17 protein-coding genes are annotated in these 17,018 nt (G+C 71.6%); 9 read left to right on the top strand and 8 right to left on the bottom strand.

What is annotated here, in order from left to right; genetic code table 11:
- The first annotated feature begins 197 nt into the window (after positions 1–197).
- Positions 198–1,385, top strand: coding sequence for a CaiB/BaiF CoA transferase family protein (locus tag G4Z16_RS28400; RefSeq protein ID WP_197353449.1), 1,188 nt, complete (start codon positions 198–200; stop codon positions 1,383–1,385).
- Positions 1,386–1,495: 110 nt separating this feature from the next.
- Positions 1,496–1,771, top strand: coding sequence for a hypothetical protein (locus G4Z16_RS28395; RefSeq protein ID WP_197353448.1), 276 nt, complete (start codon positions 1,496–1,498; stop codon positions 1,769–1,771).
- Between the two features lie 68 nt (positions 1,772–1,839).
- Here the strand turns inward: G4Z16_RS28395 and G4Z16_RS28390 are convergent, their stop codons facing one another.
- The gene (locus G4Z16_RS28390) at positions 1,840–2,253 is read right to left on the bottom strand and encodes an SRPBCC family protein (RefSeq protein WP_197353447.1); all 414 of its coding nucleotides are present in this window, start codon (positions 2,251–2,253) and stop codon (positions 1,840–1,842) included.
- A 134-nt stretch (positions 2,254–2,387) separates the two neighbouring features.
- Entirely contained in the window at positions 2,388–3,491 is a 1,104-nt protein-coding gene (locus G4Z16_RS28385; RefSeq protein ID WP_197354983.1) for an MGDG synthase family glycosyltransferase, read from the bottom strand.
- 231 nt (positions 3,492–3,722) lie between these two features.
- Between G4Z16_RS28385 and G4Z16_RS28380 the strand changes: the two genes are divergently transcribed.
- From G4Z16_RS28380 to G4Z16_RS28370, 3 genes are all read left to right on the top strand, one after another.
- Positions 3,723–4,508 carry an SDR family NAD(P)-dependent oxidoreductase gene (locus tag G4Z16_RS28380; protein ID WP_197353446.1) on the top strand — a complete coding sequence of 262 codons (786 nt, stop codon included), beginning with the start codon at positions 3,723–3,725 and terminating at the stop codon, positions 4,506–4,508.
- 13 nt (positions 4,509–4,521) lie between these two features.
- Entirely contained in the window at positions 4,522–5,397 is an 876-nt protein-coding gene (locus G4Z16_RS28375; RefSeq protein ID WP_197353445.1) for a DMT family transporter, read from the top strand.
- A gap of 104 nt (positions 5,398–5,501) precedes the next feature.
- Positions 5,502–6,191 (top strand): polysaccharide deacetylase family protein, encoded by a 690-nt coding sequence (locus G4Z16_RS28370; RefSeq protein ID WP_197354982.1) that lies wholly within the window; start codon positions 5,502–5,504, stop codon positions 6,189–6,191.
- Between the two features lie 78 nt (positions 6,192–6,269).
- Here G4Z16_RS28370 and hypE read toward each other — a convergent pair whose 3' ends face one another.
- From hypE to G4Z16_RS28340, 6 genes are all read right to left on the bottom strand, one after another.
- Complete coding sequence (gene hypE, locus G4Z16_RS28365; protein WP_281393733.1) at positions 6,270–7,364, bottom strand: hydrogenase expression/formation protein HypE; 1,095 nt, start codon at positions 7,362–7,364, stop codon at positions 6,270–6,272.
- Positions 7,357–8,571 (bottom strand): hydrogenase formation protein HypD, encoded by a 1,215-nt coding sequence (hypD, locus tag G4Z16_RS28360; protein ID WP_197353444.1) that lies wholly within the window; start codon positions 8,569–8,571, stop codon positions 7,357–7,359. The genes hypE and hypD overlap by 8 nt, the downstream gene beginning before the upstream one ends.
- Entirely contained in the window at positions 8,568–8,846 is a 279-nt protein-coding gene (locus G4Z16_RS28355) for a HypC/HybG/HupF family hydrogenase formation chaperone (RefSeq protein WP_197353443.1), read from the bottom strand. Before G4Z16_RS28355 ends, hypD begins: the two co-directional genes overlap by 4 nt.
- Positions 8,847–8,908: 62 nt before the next feature.
- A complete protein-coding gene (gene hypF / locus G4Z16_RS28350) occupies positions 8,909–11,302 on the bottom strand; it encodes a carbamoyltransferase HypF (protein WP_246531386.1) in 2,394 nt (797 codons plus the stop codon).
- A gap of 113 nt (positions 11,303–11,415) precedes the next feature.
- A complete protein-coding gene (gene hypB / locus G4Z16_RS28345) occupies positions 11,416–12,255 on the bottom strand; it encodes a hydrogenase nickel incorporation protein HypB (RefSeq protein WP_197353441.1) in 840 nt (279 codons plus the stop codon).
- Positions 12,256–12,260: 5 nt separating this feature from the next.
- A complete protein-coding gene (locus tag G4Z16_RS28340) occupies positions 12,261–12,662 on the bottom strand; it encodes a hydrogenase maturation nickel metallochaperone HypA/HybF (protein ID WP_197353440.1) in 402 nt (133 codons plus the stop codon).
- Positions 12,663–12,871: 209 nt separating this feature from the next.
- Here G4Z16_RS28340 and G4Z16_RS28335 point away from each other — a divergent pair, with 209 nt between their 5' ends.
- The 4 genes from G4Z16_RS28335 to G4Z16_RS28320 all read left to right on the top strand — a co-directional run bounded on the left by G4Z16_RS28335 (position 12,872) and on the right by G4Z16_RS28320 (position 17,012).
- Positions 12,872–13,948 (top strand): NADH-quinone oxidoreductase subunit B family protein, encoded by a 1,077-nt coding sequence (locus tag G4Z16_RS28335; RefSeq protein WP_197353439.1) that lies wholly within the window; start codon positions 12,872–12,874, stop codon positions 13,946–13,948.
- A 73-nt stretch (positions 13,949–14,021) separates the two neighbouring features.
- Positions 14,022–15,770 carry a nickel-dependent hydrogenase large subunit gene (locus G4Z16_RS28330; protein WP_425508186.1) on the top strand — a complete coding sequence of 583 codons (1,749 nt, stop codon included), beginning with the start codon at positions 14,022–14,024 and terminating at the stop codon, positions 15,768–15,770.
- Positions 15,771–15,780: 10 nt separating this feature from the next.
- Positions 15,781–16,299, top strand: a complete 519-nt coding sequence (locus G4Z16_RS28325) for a NifU family protein (RefSeq protein ID WP_197353437.1) — start codon at positions 15,781–15,783, stop codon at positions 16,297–16,299.
- A 32-nt stretch (positions 16,300–16,331) separates the two neighbouring features.
- The gene (locus G4Z16_RS28320) at positions 16,332–17,012 is read left to right on the top strand and encodes a DUF5947 family protein (protein ID WP_246531111.1); all 681 of its coding nucleotides are present in this window, start codon (positions 16,332–16,334) and stop codon (positions 17,010–17,012) included.
- Positions 17,013–17,018 lie beyond the last annotated feature (6 nt).

Genomic DNA, 17,018 nt, shown 5'->3' with positions numbered 1-17,018 from the left:
GCGCACCGTGCGCTGTCCCGGTACGTACAAAACAGGGGAATTCTGTGGAGTGGGCGGCCCTTTGGTCAAGGCCGGGAAGAGTTCTAGCAGTTCACAGCGGCATTGACATCCCGAGCGAATTGGCCGTACAAATCGTCCCGGTACCCCGGGCTTGACGAGGGTCCGACGGAGCACGCGGAGACGAACGGAGAGCGTCCATGACCGACGTCCGGCCGCTGGACGGCATCACCGTCGTCAGCCTCGAACAGGCCGTGGCAGCCCCGTTCGCCACCCGTCAGCTCGCCGACCTCGGCGCCCGCGTTATCAAGATCGAGCGCCCCGGCGGCGGTGACTTCGCCCGGCGCTACGACACGACGGTGCACGGGCACTCCAGCTATTTCGTCTGGCTCAACCGCTCCAAGGAGTCCCTGAGCCTGGATGTGAAGGACGAGCGCGGGCGTGCCGTGCTGGGTCAACTCCTCGGCCAGGCCGATGTGTTCGTCAGCAATCTCGCACCGGGGGCCGCGGCGAGGCTGGGCCTCTCCCCCGAGGAGGTCACCGCCGCGCACCCGCGTCTGATCCCCTGCACCATCTCCGGGTACGGCACGAGCGGCCCGTGGTCGGACCGGAAGGCGTACGACCTTCTCGTGCAGTGCCAGACCGGTCTCGTCTCGCTCACCGGCACCGACGACGAGTCGGCGAGGGCAGGGGTCTCCGTCGCGGACATCGCTGCGGGCATGTACGCCTACAGCGGGGTCCTGACGGCCCTGTTCACCCGGGCGACCACCGGCGTGGCCCGCCCCGTCGAGGTCTCCCTGTTCGAGGCTCTGGCCGAGTGGATGGGCCAGCCCGCCTATTACACCGCCCACGCGGGAACGCAGCCGCCGCGTCTGGGCACGCAGCACCCCACCATCGCCCCGTACGGCGCCTACACCGCGGCCGACGGCAAGGAGGTGCTCTTCTCCATCCAGAACGAGCGCGAATGGGCCGCCCTGTGCGCGGAGTTCCTCGAGGACCCTGCCCTGACGGACGACCCTCGCTTCGCCACGTCCTCCGCCCGCGTGCAGCACAGGGCGGAACTCAACGCCGTCGTCGCCGAACGCTTCGCCCGGTCCGGGTCCGAGGACATCATCGGCACCCTCGACCGGATCGGTGTCGCCTGCGCTGGCGTCAACTCGGTCGCCGAGTTCCTCGCACACCCGGTGCTCAGCGGCCGCGACCGCTGGCGCGACGTGGGCGTCCCCGGCGCATCGGTGCGTGCCCTGCTCCCGCCGGTCGACATCGCCGGTACGAGCGCCCGCATGGATCCGGTCCCCGCGCCCGGCGAGCACACCGCGGACATCCTCGGCGAGCTCGGCCACTCCGCCGACGCCGTCGAGGCGCTGCGGGCCGACGGCGTCGTCTGAAGCCCTCGACCACCGGCTGCCCGCGCGGCGGCCACGACCTCGTCCCGACTGGTCCCGCGCTCCCGCCCCGCGGGAGGCGCCCGGCCGCACACGCGCCTATCGTCGAAGACATGCGCCCTGGTGAAGCCAGCTACGACATCCTCCTCCAGCCGCAGACCGCCGACCTCGAAGGCCACCCGGACCACGGCCCCGTGCTGCGGGTGATCACGGTGCACGCGACGGGGGCCATCGGTGAGAGCGGCTATCCGCGCTACGCGGGCGAAGGCGTGGAGGCCGACGTCGACCCCCGGACCCGCACCGTCGAGGCGATCACCGTCGACGGCGAGGAACTGCCTTACGGATGGGTCGCGTTGATCGCCGACGAGAGCGGCGCCGCGGCGGGCTGACGGCCCGTCGCGACCACCCTGCGGCCGTGACGGACGGCGAGCTGACGCCCGCCCGTTCGGGGGCTCCCCTACCGTCCCGACCTGTCGGCCCGCACCCGTACCTGCTCGGCGAGCCGGTCCAGGCTCTCGTCGAGCGCGACGGTCACCTCGTTGTCCGGGGGCGCATGCCCCTCGTCCAGGAAGGACAGGTGGACGGTGACCGAGCTGGCGCCCCCGTCGATGCCCTCCACCTGGAGCCAGCCCGCGTAGCTTCCGCCGTCCCGTGTGCTCCACTCCAGGCGGAGCTGGTCCGGCCTGGCCTTCAGCAGTGCGGGGGCGTCCCTGCCGGTGCTGTCGTCGTGCACGGTGACGGCCGGCGGGTCCTCGCGGCGCACGTGCAGGTCCCGGGGAAGCCACGCGTCGATCTGGCCGAGGTCGCCGGCCTGCGCGAATACGTCCTCCGGGGGCGCCGCCACGGTACGGGATCGCTCGTGTTCGCTCATCGGCTCCAGGTTCCCGTCCACGGTCGGACAAAACGGGCAGAACGCAGTACGGGACACGGTGTGCGGACGGCCGGATCCGGAACGGTGGCGGTCCGCCGGGAGCCCCGGCGGTCAGCAGGCCGGAGTTCCGGACGTCAGGCCGCCCGCACCCCTGCCAGGGTGAGGTCCGTGATCCGCTGCGCGGCGTCCGCACGGAAGAGTTCACGGCCACGGTATATGCGCCTCTCACGCGCCGCGCCCGGCCGGACGACGCTCTCCAGCGCGGCCGCCAACTCCTCATGTCCGGTGGTCAATTCGGTCAGACCGGCCTCGGCCATCTCCCGTATGCCCTCGGCGCCGTGCCCGGGGAGCGGCCGGTATCCGATCACCGGGACCCCGGCGGCGAGCGCCTGAGCGGCGGTCTGCCCCGCCGCGTTGTCGACGAGCGCGTCCGCGGAGGCCATCAGCCCGGCCATGTCCTCGACCCAGCCCAGCGCGAGTGCCCCGGGCAGCGTCGCCGCTCGCCGGCGCAGCTTCTCGTCCCGTCCGCACAGCAGCACGGGGAAGAATCCGCGGGCCGCCAACTCCCTTGCCGTCTCCGTCAGTCCGGACCCGACACCCCAGGCTCCCGCGGAGAGCAGGACCACCGGCCTGCCGTGAGCGAGCCGTTCGAACTCGCCCCGCCAGTACGGGGAATCCACCCCTCTGCCCCGGACGCCGCTCCCTCCGCCGAACCGTTCGGGTACAACCGGGCCGGTCGCCTCCGCCGGGCTGCCCGTGACGGCCGCCGCGGTGCGCGCCGCGGACTCGGTGACGCACAGGTACACGTCGTTGCCCGGATGGAGCCATCCGCGGTGCACGGCGAAGTCGACGACCGTCACCACGCTGGGAACGCGCAGAGCTCCACGTCGGCGCAGCCGCCCCGTCACCTGGGCCGACAGATGGAAGGTGGAAATCACCGCATCGGGCTGCCAGCCCTCGACGACGTTCATCAGCGGCCGCTCCGCGAGCGCCGCCAGAGGCGCGCTGCCCGGCCTCGGCACCGACGCCCCGCCCCGTCCGACCGGCGCGAGGAACGCGGCGTAGATCCACGCGTAGAGCTGCGGAACGTGACGGACCGACCCCCGGTAGCCCGAGCGGAGCGCGGGCCCTACCCCCGAGGGGAGCAGTGCCAGCACATCCTGGATGCGGGCCGAGTGGCCACGTGCCCGCAGACGCTCGGCGATCTCGCCGGCGACCGCGTCGTGGCCCGCGCCCATGCTGGCGCTCAGGAGCAGAAACCGTTGCCGCACAGCGCTCCCCCAGGTCCGGTGATCGGCTCCGGACGCGCGGTCCGTCGCCCGTACGGACCTCTTGGGTGCCGCGTTACGGCTGAGGCGAACCGGGCCCGATCGGGTGATTCGGGCTGCCGTGCGATCAAGGCCCCACAGGCGGCTGCGGCAGATAGCCAGCATTCTGGGAGTCCTGCTCCTGATCACCCGGAGGGTGTCATGTTCGAGGGTTCTGGCCAGCTCGTGACGCGCGGCACGCAGCGGCCGGTGGCGCTCATCACCGGTGCCTCGTCGGGCATCGGCACGGCGGTCGCCGAGAAGCTCGCGGCGGAGGGCAGCTGGCGCCTGCTGCTGAACGGGCGTGACGAGGAGCGGCTGGGCGACGTCGCGGTACGCACCCGGGGCACGGCTCTGGCCGCCGACGTCACCGATCCGCAGTCGCGCGCACGCCTGGCCCGCGAGGCACTGGCGCACGGCGGCCGGGTCGACGCGCTGGTCGCCGCGGCGGGAATCGGCTGGGCAGGGCCGTTCACCGCGCAGCCCGTGGAATCCATCGACCGGCTGCTGTCGGTCAATCTCTCCGCCGTCATGCACCTGGTACGGCTGCTGCTGCCCGGCATGGTCGCCCGCCGCAGGGGCCGCATCGTCCTCATCGGCTCCATGGCCGGCACCGTCGGCGTACGGGACGAAGCGGTGTACGCAGCGACGAAGGGCGGCCTGATCGCGTTCGCCGACAGCCTGCGATACGAGCTCTCCTCGACCGGTGTACGCGTCTCCATCGTGCTGCCGGGAGCAGTGGACACCCCCTTCTTCGGGCGCCGCGGTGCCCCTTACCACCGGACGAGGCCCCGGCCGGTGCCGCCCGCACAGGTGGCGGACGCCGTGCGCAGGGCGCTGGTACACGGAAGGCCCGACGCGTACGTCCCCGGCTGGCTCGGCATGCCTGCCCGGCTGCACGGCGCCGCGCCCGGTGTCTTCCGCTCCCTCGCCCAGCGCTTCGGCTAGGAGTCAATGCGACGTGTTGCTCACGGCGGTAAGTGTCTTCCTCGCGCTGCTGGCTGCCCTGGCCAACGCGGCGGCGTCCGTACTGCAGCGGCGTGCCGCGGCGACGGAGCGGATCACCTCCAGCGGCAGGCGCTTCTCCTGGCTCACGCACCTCCTTCACCGGCCCGTGTGGATGTGGGGCACGGGGATGCTCGTCTTCTCCGGAATCTTCCAGGCGGGCGCTCTGGCCACGGGCCCGCTGGCGGTGGTGCAGCCGGTGATGGCGACGGAACTGCTCTTCACGCTGGTCGTGGGCAGCTTCTTCTTCCACCGCCGGCCGGACAAGCGCGCCTGGTGGGCGTTCCTGTCGATGGTGACGGGGCTGGGCGTCTTCCTCGTCCTCATCGACCCCTCCACGGGTACGACACGGGTGCCGGTGGGGCGGTGGGTGGCGACGGGAGCGGTGCTGCTGGCCCTGGTCCTGCTGCTGCTCCTGCTCGCCACGCGGCTGCCGTCCTCGCCCCGCGCGACGGTTCTCGGTACGGCCACGGCCTTCGGATTCTCCAGCACCGCGGCGCTGATGAAGGACGCGGTCGCCCGGCTGTCCGACGGCCTGGTGGCGCTGCTGACGGCATGGCAGACCTACGGCGTCGCCGTGATCGGGCTGGCGAGCTTCCTGCTACTCCAGATGACGCTGCGCGCGGGAACGCTGGTCGCGTCCCAGCCCGCGCTGACACTGGGGGACTCGCTGATGAGTCTCGTGCTCGGTGCGGTGCTCTTCGAGGAGCACCTGCGGCTCGGGGTGCTCGTCTTCCCTGAGCTGGCGGCGCTGGCGCTGGTGGGCCTCGGCAGCTTCCAGCTGGCGAGGACTCCTGAGGTCTCGGGCGACCACAAGGGAGAAGTGTGGTGAGCGCAGTCGCTTCGAGCCGTGGCCAACGGAGCACCCGGCCCTTCCCTGCCGTCCGGACCGCCCGGACCGCCCGGGACACAGCCGTGTGGGCGGGCGCGACCGCGCTGACCGCCGCGGCCTGGCATCTGGGACCGGCCGCGAGCTGGCTGCCGGGCGTGCGCAGAGCGGTCAGTCCGGCTCTGGACGGCCGCGGCGACCCGGGCCACGTTGCGCTCACCTTCGACGACGGTCCCGATCCGCTCAGCACGCCGTACTTCCTGGAGGAGCTGTCGCGGCTCTCGGCCCGGGCCACCTTCTTCGTCCTCGGCAGCCGGCTGGAGCGGTACTCGCAGTTGGGGCGGCGCATCGTGGCGGAGGGCCACGAACTGGCCGTGCACGGCTGGCAGCACGAGAGGTTCTGGCATCCGCGGCCACGCGGCGACGTGCGTGACCTGGCGCGCGCCACGAATTCGGTGCACCGCGCGGCCGGTTCGCGGCCACTCTGGTACCGCCCGCCCTACGGCGTCCTCACCACCAGCCGGCTGGCGGCGGCGCGACGCGTGGGACTGCGCCCGGTGCTGTGGACGGCGTGGGGTCGCGACTGGACGGCGAAGGCCGATGCGGACAGCGTCCTCGCGGAGCTGGCGAAGCGGATGTGCGGCGGGGCGACCGTACTTCTGCACGACTCCGACCACGCCTGCGCCCCGCACGCGTGGCACTCGGCTCTGGATGCGCTGCCGCACCTGGTGATGCGGTGCAGGGCCGAGGGACTGACGGTGGGTCCGCTGGCCGAACACGGCCTGCGCTCCACGTGACGTCCTGCCCCCGGCCCTCCGCTCCGGTGCGCACCACGATGCACACCGCTCCGATGCGCACCGCCGGCTGAGGTGGTGTCAGCAGATGCGCGGCAGCTGCTCCCCCACGGGCAGGTCCACCACGCGGGTGCCGCCCAGTCCCGTACGGGCGACGACCATCCCGGGGTGCGTCTCGACACACTCCCCGATGATCGCCGCCTCCGCACCCAGCGGGTGCTCCCGCATGGCCGCCAGCACCGCGTCCGCGTGCGCGCGGGGGACGAACGCGACGAGCTTGCCCTCGTTCGCCACGTACATCGGGTCGAGTCCGAGCACGGCGCACGCGTTGGCCACCGGCGGGGGCACCGGCACCGCCTTCTCCCGCAGGACTACACCGACGGTCGCTGCGACGGCGATCTCGTTGAGCGCCGCCGCGAGGCCGCCGCGCGTGGGGTCGCGCAGCACGTGGAGATCGGGCGTGACGGCGAGCATCGCCTCGACGAGACCGCCGAGTGCGGCGCAGTCGCTCTCGACCTCCACGCCGAACTCCAGGCCGTCGCGCACGCTCATCACGGCGACGCCGTGCACGCCGATCGCTCCGCTGACGATGACGACGTCACCCGGCACGGCGCGCTGCGGGCGGATGTCCACGCCCTCGGGGATGAGTCCGATACCCGCGGTGTTGAGGTAGATGCCGTCGCCGCGTCCGGCCTCGACCACCTTGGTGTCGCCGGTCGCGACCTCGACGCCGGCGGCGCGGGCCGCGGCTCCCAGCGCCTCGGCGACCCGCGAGACGAGCGGCACCTCGACCCCTTCCTCCAGGATGAAACCGCAGGAGAGGTACGCGGCCCGTGCCCCGCTCATCGCCAGGTCGTTGACGGTGCCGTTGACAGCGAGGTCGCCGATGCTGCCGCCGGGGAAGAACAGCGGCCGTACGACGAAGGAGTCGGTGGAGAAGGCCAGTCGCGTTCCCCCGAGCGTGAGGGCCGCCGAGTCGGCGAGCCCAGCGAGCAGGTCCCCGCCGAAGGCAGGCGCGAAGATGTGCTGGACGAGTTCGGAGGAAAGAGCTCCGCCGCCGCCGTGGCCCATGACCACGCGCGGCTGGTCGCGCAGCGGCGCGGGGCACGTCCAGCCGGAGAAGTCCGGTGCGTCGGCCTGGGTGTTCGGTTCGGCGAGGCCGGTGGTCTCAGACAACGGGGCTTCCCTCCAGCGGTGCGGATGCGGGTGCGGTGCTCGTTCCGTCCGGGGTGCGGGGGGCGTTGACGGCGGCCGGCGCGGTCGCCTGCGCGGGCTGCTTCGCGCCCGTGCCCGAAGTCTCCAGCCGGCGGTACAGGTAGTACGCGGCGCAGGCGCCCTCGCTGGAGACCATCGTCGCCCCGAGCGGCGTACGCGGAGTGCACGCGGTTCCGAACGCCTCGCACTCGTGCGGCTTGAGGAGCCCCTGCAGCACTTCGCCCGCGCGGCACGCCTCGGGTTCGCGGGTGTCGATGTCCGCCACCGAGAAGCGGTGTTCGGCGTCGAACTCCCGGTGGCGGGCGGCCAGTCGCCAGCCGCTGTCCGGGATCACGCCGATGCCCCGCCAGGCGCGGTCGGTGACCTCGAAGATGTCGGCGAGCATCGCCTTCGCCGCGGGGTTGCCCTCCGGCGGCACCACGCGCGCGTACGCGTTCTCGACGGTGTGCTCGCCGCGCTCCAGCTGCCGCACCGTGCGGCGCACGCCCTCGAGCACGTCGAGCGGCTCGAAGCCCGTCACCACGATCGGCACCCGGAACCGCTCGGCCAGGGCGGGATATTCACCGGTGCCCATGACGCTGCACACGTGCCCGGCGGCGAGAAAGCCCTGCACCCGGCACGACTCCGACTGCATGATCGCCTCGATGGCCGGTGGCACGCGGACGTGCGAGACGAGCATGCTGAAGTTGCGGATGCCCAGCTTGCGTGCCTGATGGACCGTCATGGCGTTGGGAGGCGCGGTCGTCTCGAAGCCGATGCCGAAGAAGACGACCTCCCGTCCGGGGTTCTGCTGCGCGATGCGCAGCGCGTCCAGCGGCGAATAGACGACACGGACGTCGCCGCCCTCACCGCGGACCTGGAAGAGGTCACGTCCCGTGCCCGGCACGCGCAGCATGTCGCCGTAGCTGCAGAAGATCACCTCGGGCCGGGAGGCGATCTCCAGCGCCTTGTCGATGACCTCCAGCGGCGTGACACACACCGGGCAGCCCGGGCCGTGGATCAACTCGACCTCGTCGGGCAGCAGTTGGTCGATCCCGTGCCGGATGATGGAGTGCGTCTGGCCGCCGCAGACCTCCATCAGCGCCCAGGGCCGGGTGACGGTCGCGTGGATGTCCTCCACCAACTTGCGTGCGAGCTCGGGGTCCTGGAACTCGTCGATGTACTTCATTTCGCCGCCTCCTGAGCAGCCAGCTCCCAGGGGTCGCCGAACTCCTCCTCCAGCAACCCGAGTTCCTCGAACAGCGCGAGCGTCTGCCGCGCCGACTCCTCGTCCAGCCGCTGCAGCGCGAAGCCGACGTGGACGATGGCGTACTCGCCGGGCTGCAGGTCCGGCAGGTATTCGCAGCACACTTCCTTCGCCATCCCGCCGAAATCGACCGTGGCCATGCGGGTGCCGTCCCGCTCCTTGATCTCCAGCACCTTGCCGGGTACCGCCAGGCACATGGCTCTCTCCTTGCTCTGTGGGGCTTCGGGCTGTGGCTCTGCAGGGGGTCGGGGTGTGCCCGCTAGCGGACCGCCGCCGTGTGGCCGGGCATCGTGCCTCGTGCGCCGTCCGCGGCCGGTGCCTCCTCCGTCCGCGATGCGTCCGGCGGCCCGGACGCATCCGTGCGTGCCGCGATCATCAACTGGCCCAGGGCGAGGCCCCCGTCGTTGGGCGGCACGAGGCGATGGCGGAGCACGGTGAAACCGTCCTCGCTCAGCAGCCGCGCACAGGCCGCGGACAGCAGGGAGTTGGCGAAGACTCCGCCGCTGAGGGCGACCGTCGTGAGCCGGTGCCGGTCGCGGGCCGCACGGCAGACGCGCAGGACCAGCGCCGCGACCGACCGGTGGAAGCGCGCAGCCGTCGCCGCGGAGGGCACACCCGCCCGTACGTCAGCGATGATCCCCGCGAGTACCGGTGACGGATCGCAGGCGAGGGTCTCCGCGGCCGTCGTGCGGAGCGTGAACGCCCACTCGCGGCCGTCCTGTTCGTCCTCGTGGCCGACGGCCACCGCCTCGAGTTCCATGGCGGCCTGGGCCTCGTATCCGGCGTGGTGGCACACGCCCGCGAGGGAGGCCGCCGCGTCGAAGAGCCGTCCCATGCTGGAGGTCGGCACGCATCCCAGCCCCCGCTCCAACTGGACGGCGAGGGCCTTGAGTTCGTCCTCCGGGCAGGCGGCCGTGCACGGCAGGTCGGCGTCCCAGCGCAGGCCGGCCGCGTACAGATGGGCCAGCGCCATCCGGTAGGGGCGCCGCACGGCCGCCTCGCCGCCGGGCATGGGCACGGAGCTCAGATGCGCCAGCCGTCTGTATCCGTCGTAGTCGGCAAGGAGGAATTCGCCGCCCCACACGGTCGCGTCGTCGCCGTATCCGGTGCCGTCGAAGGCGACACCGATGACGGGACACGTGCCGTCCAGTCCGTGTTCGGCCATGACGGACGCGATGTGGGCGTGGTGGTGCTGGACGCGGTGCACCGGTCGTCCCCCGGCGTTGCGCTCGGCCCAGCCGGTGGAGCGGTAGCCGGGGTGCCGGTCCGCGGCCAGCAGCGCCGGGCGCACCCCGGTGATCTTCTCCAACTGCCGCTCCGCGCCGTCGAAGGCGGTGAGTGTGGCGAGGTCGTCCATGTCGCCGATGTGCGCGGAGAGCCAGGCGTGGTGGCCCTCGCCGACGCAGAAGGTGTTCTTCAGGTCGGCGCCCACAGCGAGCGCGGCGGTCACGGGCCTCGGCAGATTGACGGGGAACGGCGCGTATCCGCGCGAGCGGCGCACCGGCAGCTGCTCCCCTGCCACGACCCTCACGACGGAGTCGTCGCAGGGCACTTGGATCGGCCGGTCGTGCATCAGCCAGGCGTCGGCGAGCGGGGCGAGCCGGTCGAGCGCCTCCTCATCCGAGGTGACGATGGGTTCCCCGCCGAGGTTGCCGCTGGTCATCACCAGCAGCCGTGGTCCGGGCGGGTCGCCGGGGAGTCCGAGGAGCAGGTGGTGCAGCGGCGTGTACGGCAGCATGATCCCCAAGTCGGCGCTGCGCGGCGCCACTTCGTCCGCCACTCGTGGTGCGTCCGGGCGTCCCGGCTCGTCCGTACGCCTGCGCAGCAGCACGATGGGCCGGCGGCCCCCGCTGAGGAGACCGCGCGCCACGGCGTCGAGATGCACAAGCCGTTCAGCCTCCTCCAGGTCACGGACCATGAGGGCGAACGGCTTGTCACCGCGCGCCTTGCGGCGGCGCAGCAGGCGCACGGCCTCGGCGTCGGACGCGTCGCACGCGAGGTGGTAGCCCCCGAGGCCCTTGACCGCCACGACGGCGCCCTCGGCGAGCAACTTCCGTGCGGCAGCGACCGGTTCACCGCTCTCCGCGCTCGCTGCGCCGTCCGCCCCCGGCACGTGCAGCCGCAGCCGTGGACCGCAGTCGTGGCACGCGACGGGCTGCGCGTGGAAGCGGCGGTCGCCGGGGTCCCCGTACTCGTGGGCGCACCGCTCGCACATCGGGAAGCGTTCCATCGTGGTGTGGGCACGGTCGTACGGAAGGCCGGTGACGATCGTGAAGCGCGGCCCGCAGTGCGTGCACGTGATGAAGGGGTGCCGGTAGCGCCGGTCGCCCGGATCGCTCATCTCGGCGAGACAGCCGGCGCAGGTCGCGGTGTCCGGCGCGACGAGAGTGCGTACGGTGCCGCCGCTTCCGCGCGACTTCCCGATGCTGAATCCGTGGCCGCCGGCCGGGTCCATGGGCTCGTGCGTCACCGACTGGACGACGGCCAGCGGCGGTGCGTCGGAACTGATGCGGCCGCAGAAGGCGGAGAGCGCGTCCGGTCCGCCCTCGACCTCGGCGACGACTCCGTCCCCGGTGTTGGCGACGTGCCCCGAGAGCCCGAGTTCACCGGCGAGCGCGTAGACGAAGGGCCGGAAGCCGACGCCCTGGACCACTCCCCGAACGGTGACCTTGCGGCGCTGCGCCCCCTCGGCCTGCTCCGCCCCGAGGGCGCCGCCAGATCCCTCCGTACCGGTGCGTGCCGCTGTGGCGGTGCCGTGCTGCGGGTTCACGAGTGGCTTCTGGCCGGCACGCCGGCGACAGGTGTGTGCAGGTGGAGGTCTTCGTGCCCATGACCGTGCAGGTGCTCGTGACCGAGGTCCTGCGCATGCGGGTGTGCGTGCGTGTGCCCGAACCCGGTGACGTCCCCTGAGGCGGAGCCGGTGCGCGCCATCACCGGCCGGTGCGCCCGCTCGCCTCCGGCGACGGCTAGCGCCCGTTCCAGCACCATGCCGACGCCCGTCCCCCGCCGCGCCGAGGTCAGCACCACCTCGACACCCGGGTTGACCTGGCGGACGTTGGCCCTGAACGCATCCTCGTCGAAGCCCACCGCCTCGGCGATGTCGTCCTTGGTGACGACGACGAGCTGCGCCAGGCCGAACGCCGTGGGGTACTTCAGCGGCTTGTCCTCGCCCTCCGTCACCGACGCGAGGACGACGCGCAGCGACTCCCCCAGGTCGTAGGAGGCCGGGCAGACGAGGTTGCCCACGTTCTCCACGAACAGCAGCCGGGTCTCGTCGGGCAGCCAGCCATCGAGCTGTGCCCGGAGCATGTCGGCCTCCAAGTGGCAGAGCCCGTCGGTGAGCACCTGCTTGACGGGAACACCCGCCCGGGAGAGGCGCTCCGCGTCGTGCTCGGTGGCCAGGTCCGCCGTCAGTGCCGCGACGGGCACCCCGCGCGAGGCGGCGAGCGCGAGTTCCGCTTCGAGCAGCGCCGTCTTGCCGCTGCCGGGGCTGGAGAGGAGATTGACGACCGTCGTTCCGCGGGCGGCCAGTTCCGTGCGCAGCGTGCCGGCGCGCTCGTCGTTCTTCACGAGCACCGCCTGCTGCAGATCGACGACTCGGCACATGCGTCTCAGCTCTCCTTGACCTGTACGGATGCGGGATGGGCGGCGCCGTCAGCGGTGTCGCTGCGGGTGTGGCGGAGGCCGACGATCTGCAGTTCACGACCCTGCACCAGCTCGGCCCTGCCGCCGTCGCACTGCGGGCAGCACAGCTGGGGCGGCATTCCGGTGGCCCACTCCGCCCCGCAGGGGCCGCACCGCGCTCTGCCCGGTACGTGATCGATGAGGAGTTCGGCGCCGTCGAGCACGGTCCCGGCGCACGCGAGCGAGAAGCAGAAGCGCAGGGAGTCGGCCACCACACCTGCCAGTTCGCCGAGCCGCAGCCGCACGGCGGACACCGTTCCGTACCCGTCAGCGGCGGGGCTCTCGGTCACCTGCTCCACCATCGCCACGGCGATGGACATCTCGTGCATCTCATCCCTCCGCTTCGCGGTTCATTACAGGCCGGGCCGAGCAGGGCACTCCCCTGACACGCCGCCCCCGGGGGGCAAGGTGAGCCGTTCGGCTCACGTGCCCCGGCGCGCTTACGTTGTGACATATCTACCGATATGTCAGATTTTTGAACTGGCATTGCTCTGAGAGCTGTACGAGCGGTCGGCGACGGTGCGAAGGGATCGGTCCCATGGGCGACGAGGCGACAGCGACAGCGACGGCACCGGAGACGGCGCTCGACGAGATCCACATCCTCTGGACCTCGGAGGGCATGAGCTGCGACGGCGACACGGTCTCGGTGACCGCGGCGACGTTGCCCAGCCTGGAGGACGTGGTGCTCGGCGCCGTCCCCGGTCTCCCCAAGGTCCATCTGCACAACAAGGTCCTGGCGTACGAGACCGGCGAGGACTTCCTGACGGCGTTCCGCAAGGGAGCTAGCGGCGAGCTGGGCCCGTTCATCCTCGTCGTCGAAGGGTCGATCCCGAACGAGAACATCAACGGTGACGGCTACTGGACCTCGATGGGCAACGACCCGGACACCGGGGAGCCGATCACGCTCAACACCTGGCTGGACCGTCTCGCCCCGCAGGCCTGGGCCGTCGTCGCGATCGGCACCTGCGCCACGTACGGCGGCATCCACGCGATGGCGGGCAATCCGACCGGCTGCATGGGGCTGGCCGACTATCTCGGCTGGGACTACCGCTCCAAGGCGGGTCTGCCGATCGTCAACGTCCCGGGCTGCCCCGTGCAGCCGGACAACTTCATGGAGACGCTGCTGTGGGTCCTCCACATGGCCTCCGGGCTCGCCCCCACCATTCCGCTCGATGAGAACCTGCGGCCGACCTGGCTGTTCGGCAAGACCGTCCACGAGGGATGCGACCGCGGCTCGTACTACGAGCAGGGCGACTTCGCCAAGGACTACAACTCCCCCAAGTGCCAGGTGAAGCTGGGCTGCTGGGGACCGGTCGTCAACTGCAACGTCACCAAGCGCGGCTGGATGGACGGCGTCGGCGGCTGCCCCAACGTGGGCGGCATCTGCATCGGCTGCACCATGCCCGGGTTCCCGGACAAGTTCATGCCGTTCATGGACGAGCCGCCCGGCGGCTCGCTCTCCTCGTCGCTGATGGGGCTCTACGGGCCGTTCATTCGCAGCCTCCGGTCGATCACCAACCGGTCGGCGAACCGCGAACCCAAGTGGCGGCACGACGAGCCCGCGCTGACATCCGGCTACCAGCCCCGCTGGACCGGCCGCAACCAATCCGTGTAGCGACCTGCGAGAGGAACGAGAAGTGGCGACCGCCCAGCAGACCACCAAGGCCCCCGGCAAAGGTGAGCGCGAACTGACCGAGGTGGCCTTCGATCCCATCACCCGGATCGTCGGCAACCTCGGCATCTACACGAAGATCAACTTCCCGGGCAAGGAGGTGGTCGAGTGCCGGAGCACCTCGTCCATCTTCCGCGGCTACAGCGTCTTCATGAAGGGCAAGGACCCGCGGGACTCGCACTTCATCACCAGCCGGATCTGCGGCATCTGCGGCGACAACCACGCCACGTGCTCCGTCTACGCCCAGAACATGGCGTACGGAGTGAAGCCGCCGCCCCTCGCCGACTGGATCATCAACCTCGGCGAGGCGGCCGAGTTCATGTTCGACCACACGATCTTCCAGGACAACATGGTCTTCGTCGACTACTGCGAACGCATGGTCAAGGAGACCAACCCCGGTGTGCTGGAGCGCGCCGAGCGGACCGCCGCCCCCCGCGCCGAGGCCCACGGCTACCGCACCATCGCCGACATCATGCGCTCCTTCAACCCGTTCGAGGGCGAGACGTACAAGCACGCGCTGGTCATGAGCCGGCTGACCCGCGAGATGTGCTGTCTGATGGAGGGCCGCCACGTCCACCCGTCGACGCTCTACCCGGGCGGCGTCGGGACGGTGGCGACGCCGCAGCTCTTCACCGACTACCTGGTGCGGCTGATGCGCTGCATGGACTTCGTCAAGCGCGCGGTGGCGATGAACGACGACGTCTTCGACTTCTTCTACGAGGCGCTGCCCGGCTACGAAGAGGTCGGCCGCCGACGCACGATGCTCGGGTGCTGGGGCAGCTTCCAGGACCCCGAGGTCGTCGACTACGACTACCGGACGATGAACACCTGGGGCAATTCCATGTTCGTCACCCCCGGGATCGTCGTCGACAACAAGCTGGTCACCACCGACCTCGTCGACATCAACCTCGGCATGCGCATCCTGCTCGGCAGCAGCTACTACGAGGACTGGACCTCCGAGGAGACATACGTCGACCGGGATCCGCTGGGCAACCCCGTGGACCGGCGCCACCCCTGGAACCAGACCACGCTGCCGCAGCCGCAGAAGCGCGACCTGGACGGCGGCAAGTACAGCTGGGTGATGAGCCCGCGCTGGTACGACAAGCGCACGGGCGACCATCTGGCGCTCGACACCGGCGGCGGTCCGATCGCGCGGCTGTGGGCGACCTCCCTCGCCGGCAAGGTCAACACCCCCTACGTGCGCTCCACCGGGCGCAGCGTCCAGATCGACCTGCCGAAGACGCCGATGTCGCCGGAGACGCGGCTGGAGTGGAAGCCGCCGGGCTTCCCCAACACCCTGGAGCGCAACCGCGCCCGGATGTACTTCGTCGCGTACGCCGCGGGCATGGCGCTCCACTTCGTCGACCAGGCGCTCGCGGAGGTGCGCGCAGGACGCACGAAGGTCTTCGAAGACTTCAAGGTCCCGGAGGAGGCCATCGGCGTCGGCTTCCACGAAGCGGTGCGCGGGGTGCTCTCCCACCACCTCGTCATCCGCGACCGCAAGATCGCCAACTATCACCCCTACCCCCCGACCCCGTGGAACGCGAGCCCGCGCGACCACTACGGCACGCCGGGCCCCTACGAGGACGCCGTGCAGGGCATGCCGATCTTCGAGGAGAACAGCAAGGAGAACTTCAAGGGCATCGACATCATGCGCACGGTCCGCAGCTTCGACCCCTGTCTGCCCTGCGGCGTGCACATGTACCTCGGCGGCGGGCAGACAGTGCGGGAGACCCACTCGCCCACGTTCGGCGCCCTCGCGTGAGGCCGCGGAAATGACGTGGAACGAGCGCGAGGCGCGTGAACACGTGGCCCGCACCGAGAAGTTGCTCTCCGGACTGGACACCGTCGCCGACACCGCCGTCCGCGAGCAGGCCCTCGACGCGCTGCACGCCCTGGCGGAGATGTACGGCGAGTGCCTCGCCCGGGTGATGAGCGGCGCCGACGACGCGACGAGATCGGCGATGGCGGACGACGAACTGGTGAGCCATCTGCTGCTCGTGCACGGGCTCCACCCGGAGGCGGCCGGGCAGCGCGTCCGCCGTGCCCTGGAGGAACTGCGAGGCGTCACGGTGGTGGCCGCCGACGAGGCGGAGGTCCGCGTGCGGATCGCCCCGCAGGGGTGCGGAGCCCCGTCGCCGGAGCAGCTGGCGCAGACGGTACGGGACACGGTCGCCTGGGCCGCGCCGGAGGTCGGCCGGGTGGAGACCGAGGACGCCGCGCCCGAGTCGGCGCTGATCCCGGTGGACTCCCTCTTCCGGGGCACCGCCGCACAGCCCGCCGGGAACCGGTGAGCGGCGTGGGTCCCGCGACGCCGGTGCAACCGGTGACCGGTGCGGCACCGGGCGTGGCCGACGTACCGGGCGGCCGGCTCCGGGCCCTGCTGGAGCGGCCGGCCACTGGCACCTCGGGGACCCCCGCAGCCGCGGAATCAGCCGAGGACGAGCGGTGCGACCTGTGTGCCGAGCCGGTGCCGGAGGGGCACCGGCACATGCTGGACGTCCAGCAGAGCTCGGTGCTGTGCACCTGCGGGCCGTGCTCCCTCCTCTTCGGGCAGAGCACGGCGGGCGGCAGGCACTACAAACTGCTGCCCGAACGCAGGACCTCGCTGGAGGGCTTCCGTATCGACGGGATGCTCTGGGCCAGGCTCCGCGTGCCCGTCGGCCTGGCCTTCTTCGTACGCGACGGCGCGTCCGGCGAGGTCGGCGTGGGGTATCCGAGCCCGCTGGGCGTGACCCGTTCGGCCGTCGGCCCGGAGGACTGGGAAGAGCTCGCACGGGGGTACCCGGAGCTGGCAGAACTCGCGGACGACGTGGAGGCGCTGCTGGTGCACCGCTCGGACGGCGCGGACGAGCACTGGATCGTCCCGCTCGACGACTGCTACCGGCTCGCGGCTCTCGTCCGCACCCATTGGCGGGGGCTGTCCGGCGGCCCCGAGGTGCGCGAGCACATCGAGGCGTTCTTCGCGGGACTGGCCGGGCCGTCCCCGCGGTCCCGCACCAGCTGAGCCGCT

It is taken from the genome of Streptomyces bathyalis (assembly GCF_015910445.1).
GTDB classification, from domain to species: Bacteria; Actinomycetota; Actinomycetes; order Streptomycetales; family Streptomycetaceae; genus Streptomyces; species Streptomyces bathyalis.
The sequence above is the reverse complement of the archived record's forward strand: the minus strand, read 5'-3'. Positions and strand labels throughout refer to the sequence as shown.

Excerpts from the sequence above, each read along its gene's own strand:
- G4Z16_RS28400 (WP_197353449.1), top strand. The coding sequence starts at position 198 with ATGACCGACGTCCGGCCGCTGGACGGCATCACCGTCGTCAGCCTCGAA.
- G4Z16_RS28395 (WP_197353448.1), top strand. The coding sequence starts at position 1,496 with ATGCGCCCTGGTGAAGCCAGCTACGACATCCTCCTCCAGCCGCAGACC.
- G4Z16_RS28390 (WP_197353447.1), bottom strand. The coding sequence starts at position 2,253 with ATGAGCGAACACGAGCGATCCCGTACCGTGGCGGCGCCCCCGGAGGAC.
- G4Z16_RS28385 (WP_197354983.1), bottom strand. The coding sequence starts at position 3,491 with ATGGGCGCGGGCCACGACGCGGTCGCCGGCGAGATCGCCGAGCGTCTG.
- G4Z16_RS28380 (WP_197353446.1), top strand. The coding sequence starts at position 3,723 with ATGTTCGAGGGTTCTGGCCAGCTCGTGACGCGCGGCACGCAGCGGCCG.
- hypD (WP_197353444.1), bottom strand. The coding sequence starts at position 8,571 with ATGAAGTACATCGACGAGTTCCAGGACCCCGAGCTCGCACGCAAGTTG.
- G4Z16_RS28355 (WP_197353443.1), bottom strand. The coding sequence starts at position 8,846 with ATGTGCCTGGCGGTACCCGGCAAGGTGCTGGAGATCAAGGAGCGGGAC.
- hypB (WP_197353441.1), bottom strand. The coding sequence starts at position 12,255 with ATGTGCCGAGTCGTCGATCTGCAGCAGGCGGTGCTCGTGAAGAACGAC.
- G4Z16_RS28340 (WP_197353440.1), bottom strand. The coding sequence starts at position 12,662 with ATGCACGAGATGTCCATCGCCGTGGCGATGGTGGAGCAGGTGACCGAG.
- G4Z16_RS28335 (WP_197353439.1), top strand. The coding sequence starts at position 12,872 with ATGGGCGACGAGGCGACAGCGACAGCGACGGCACCGGAGACGGCGCTC.
- G4Z16_RS28325 (WP_197353437.1), top strand. The coding sequence starts at position 15,781 with ATGACGTGGAACGAGCGCGAGGCGCGTGAACACGTGGCCCGCACCGAG.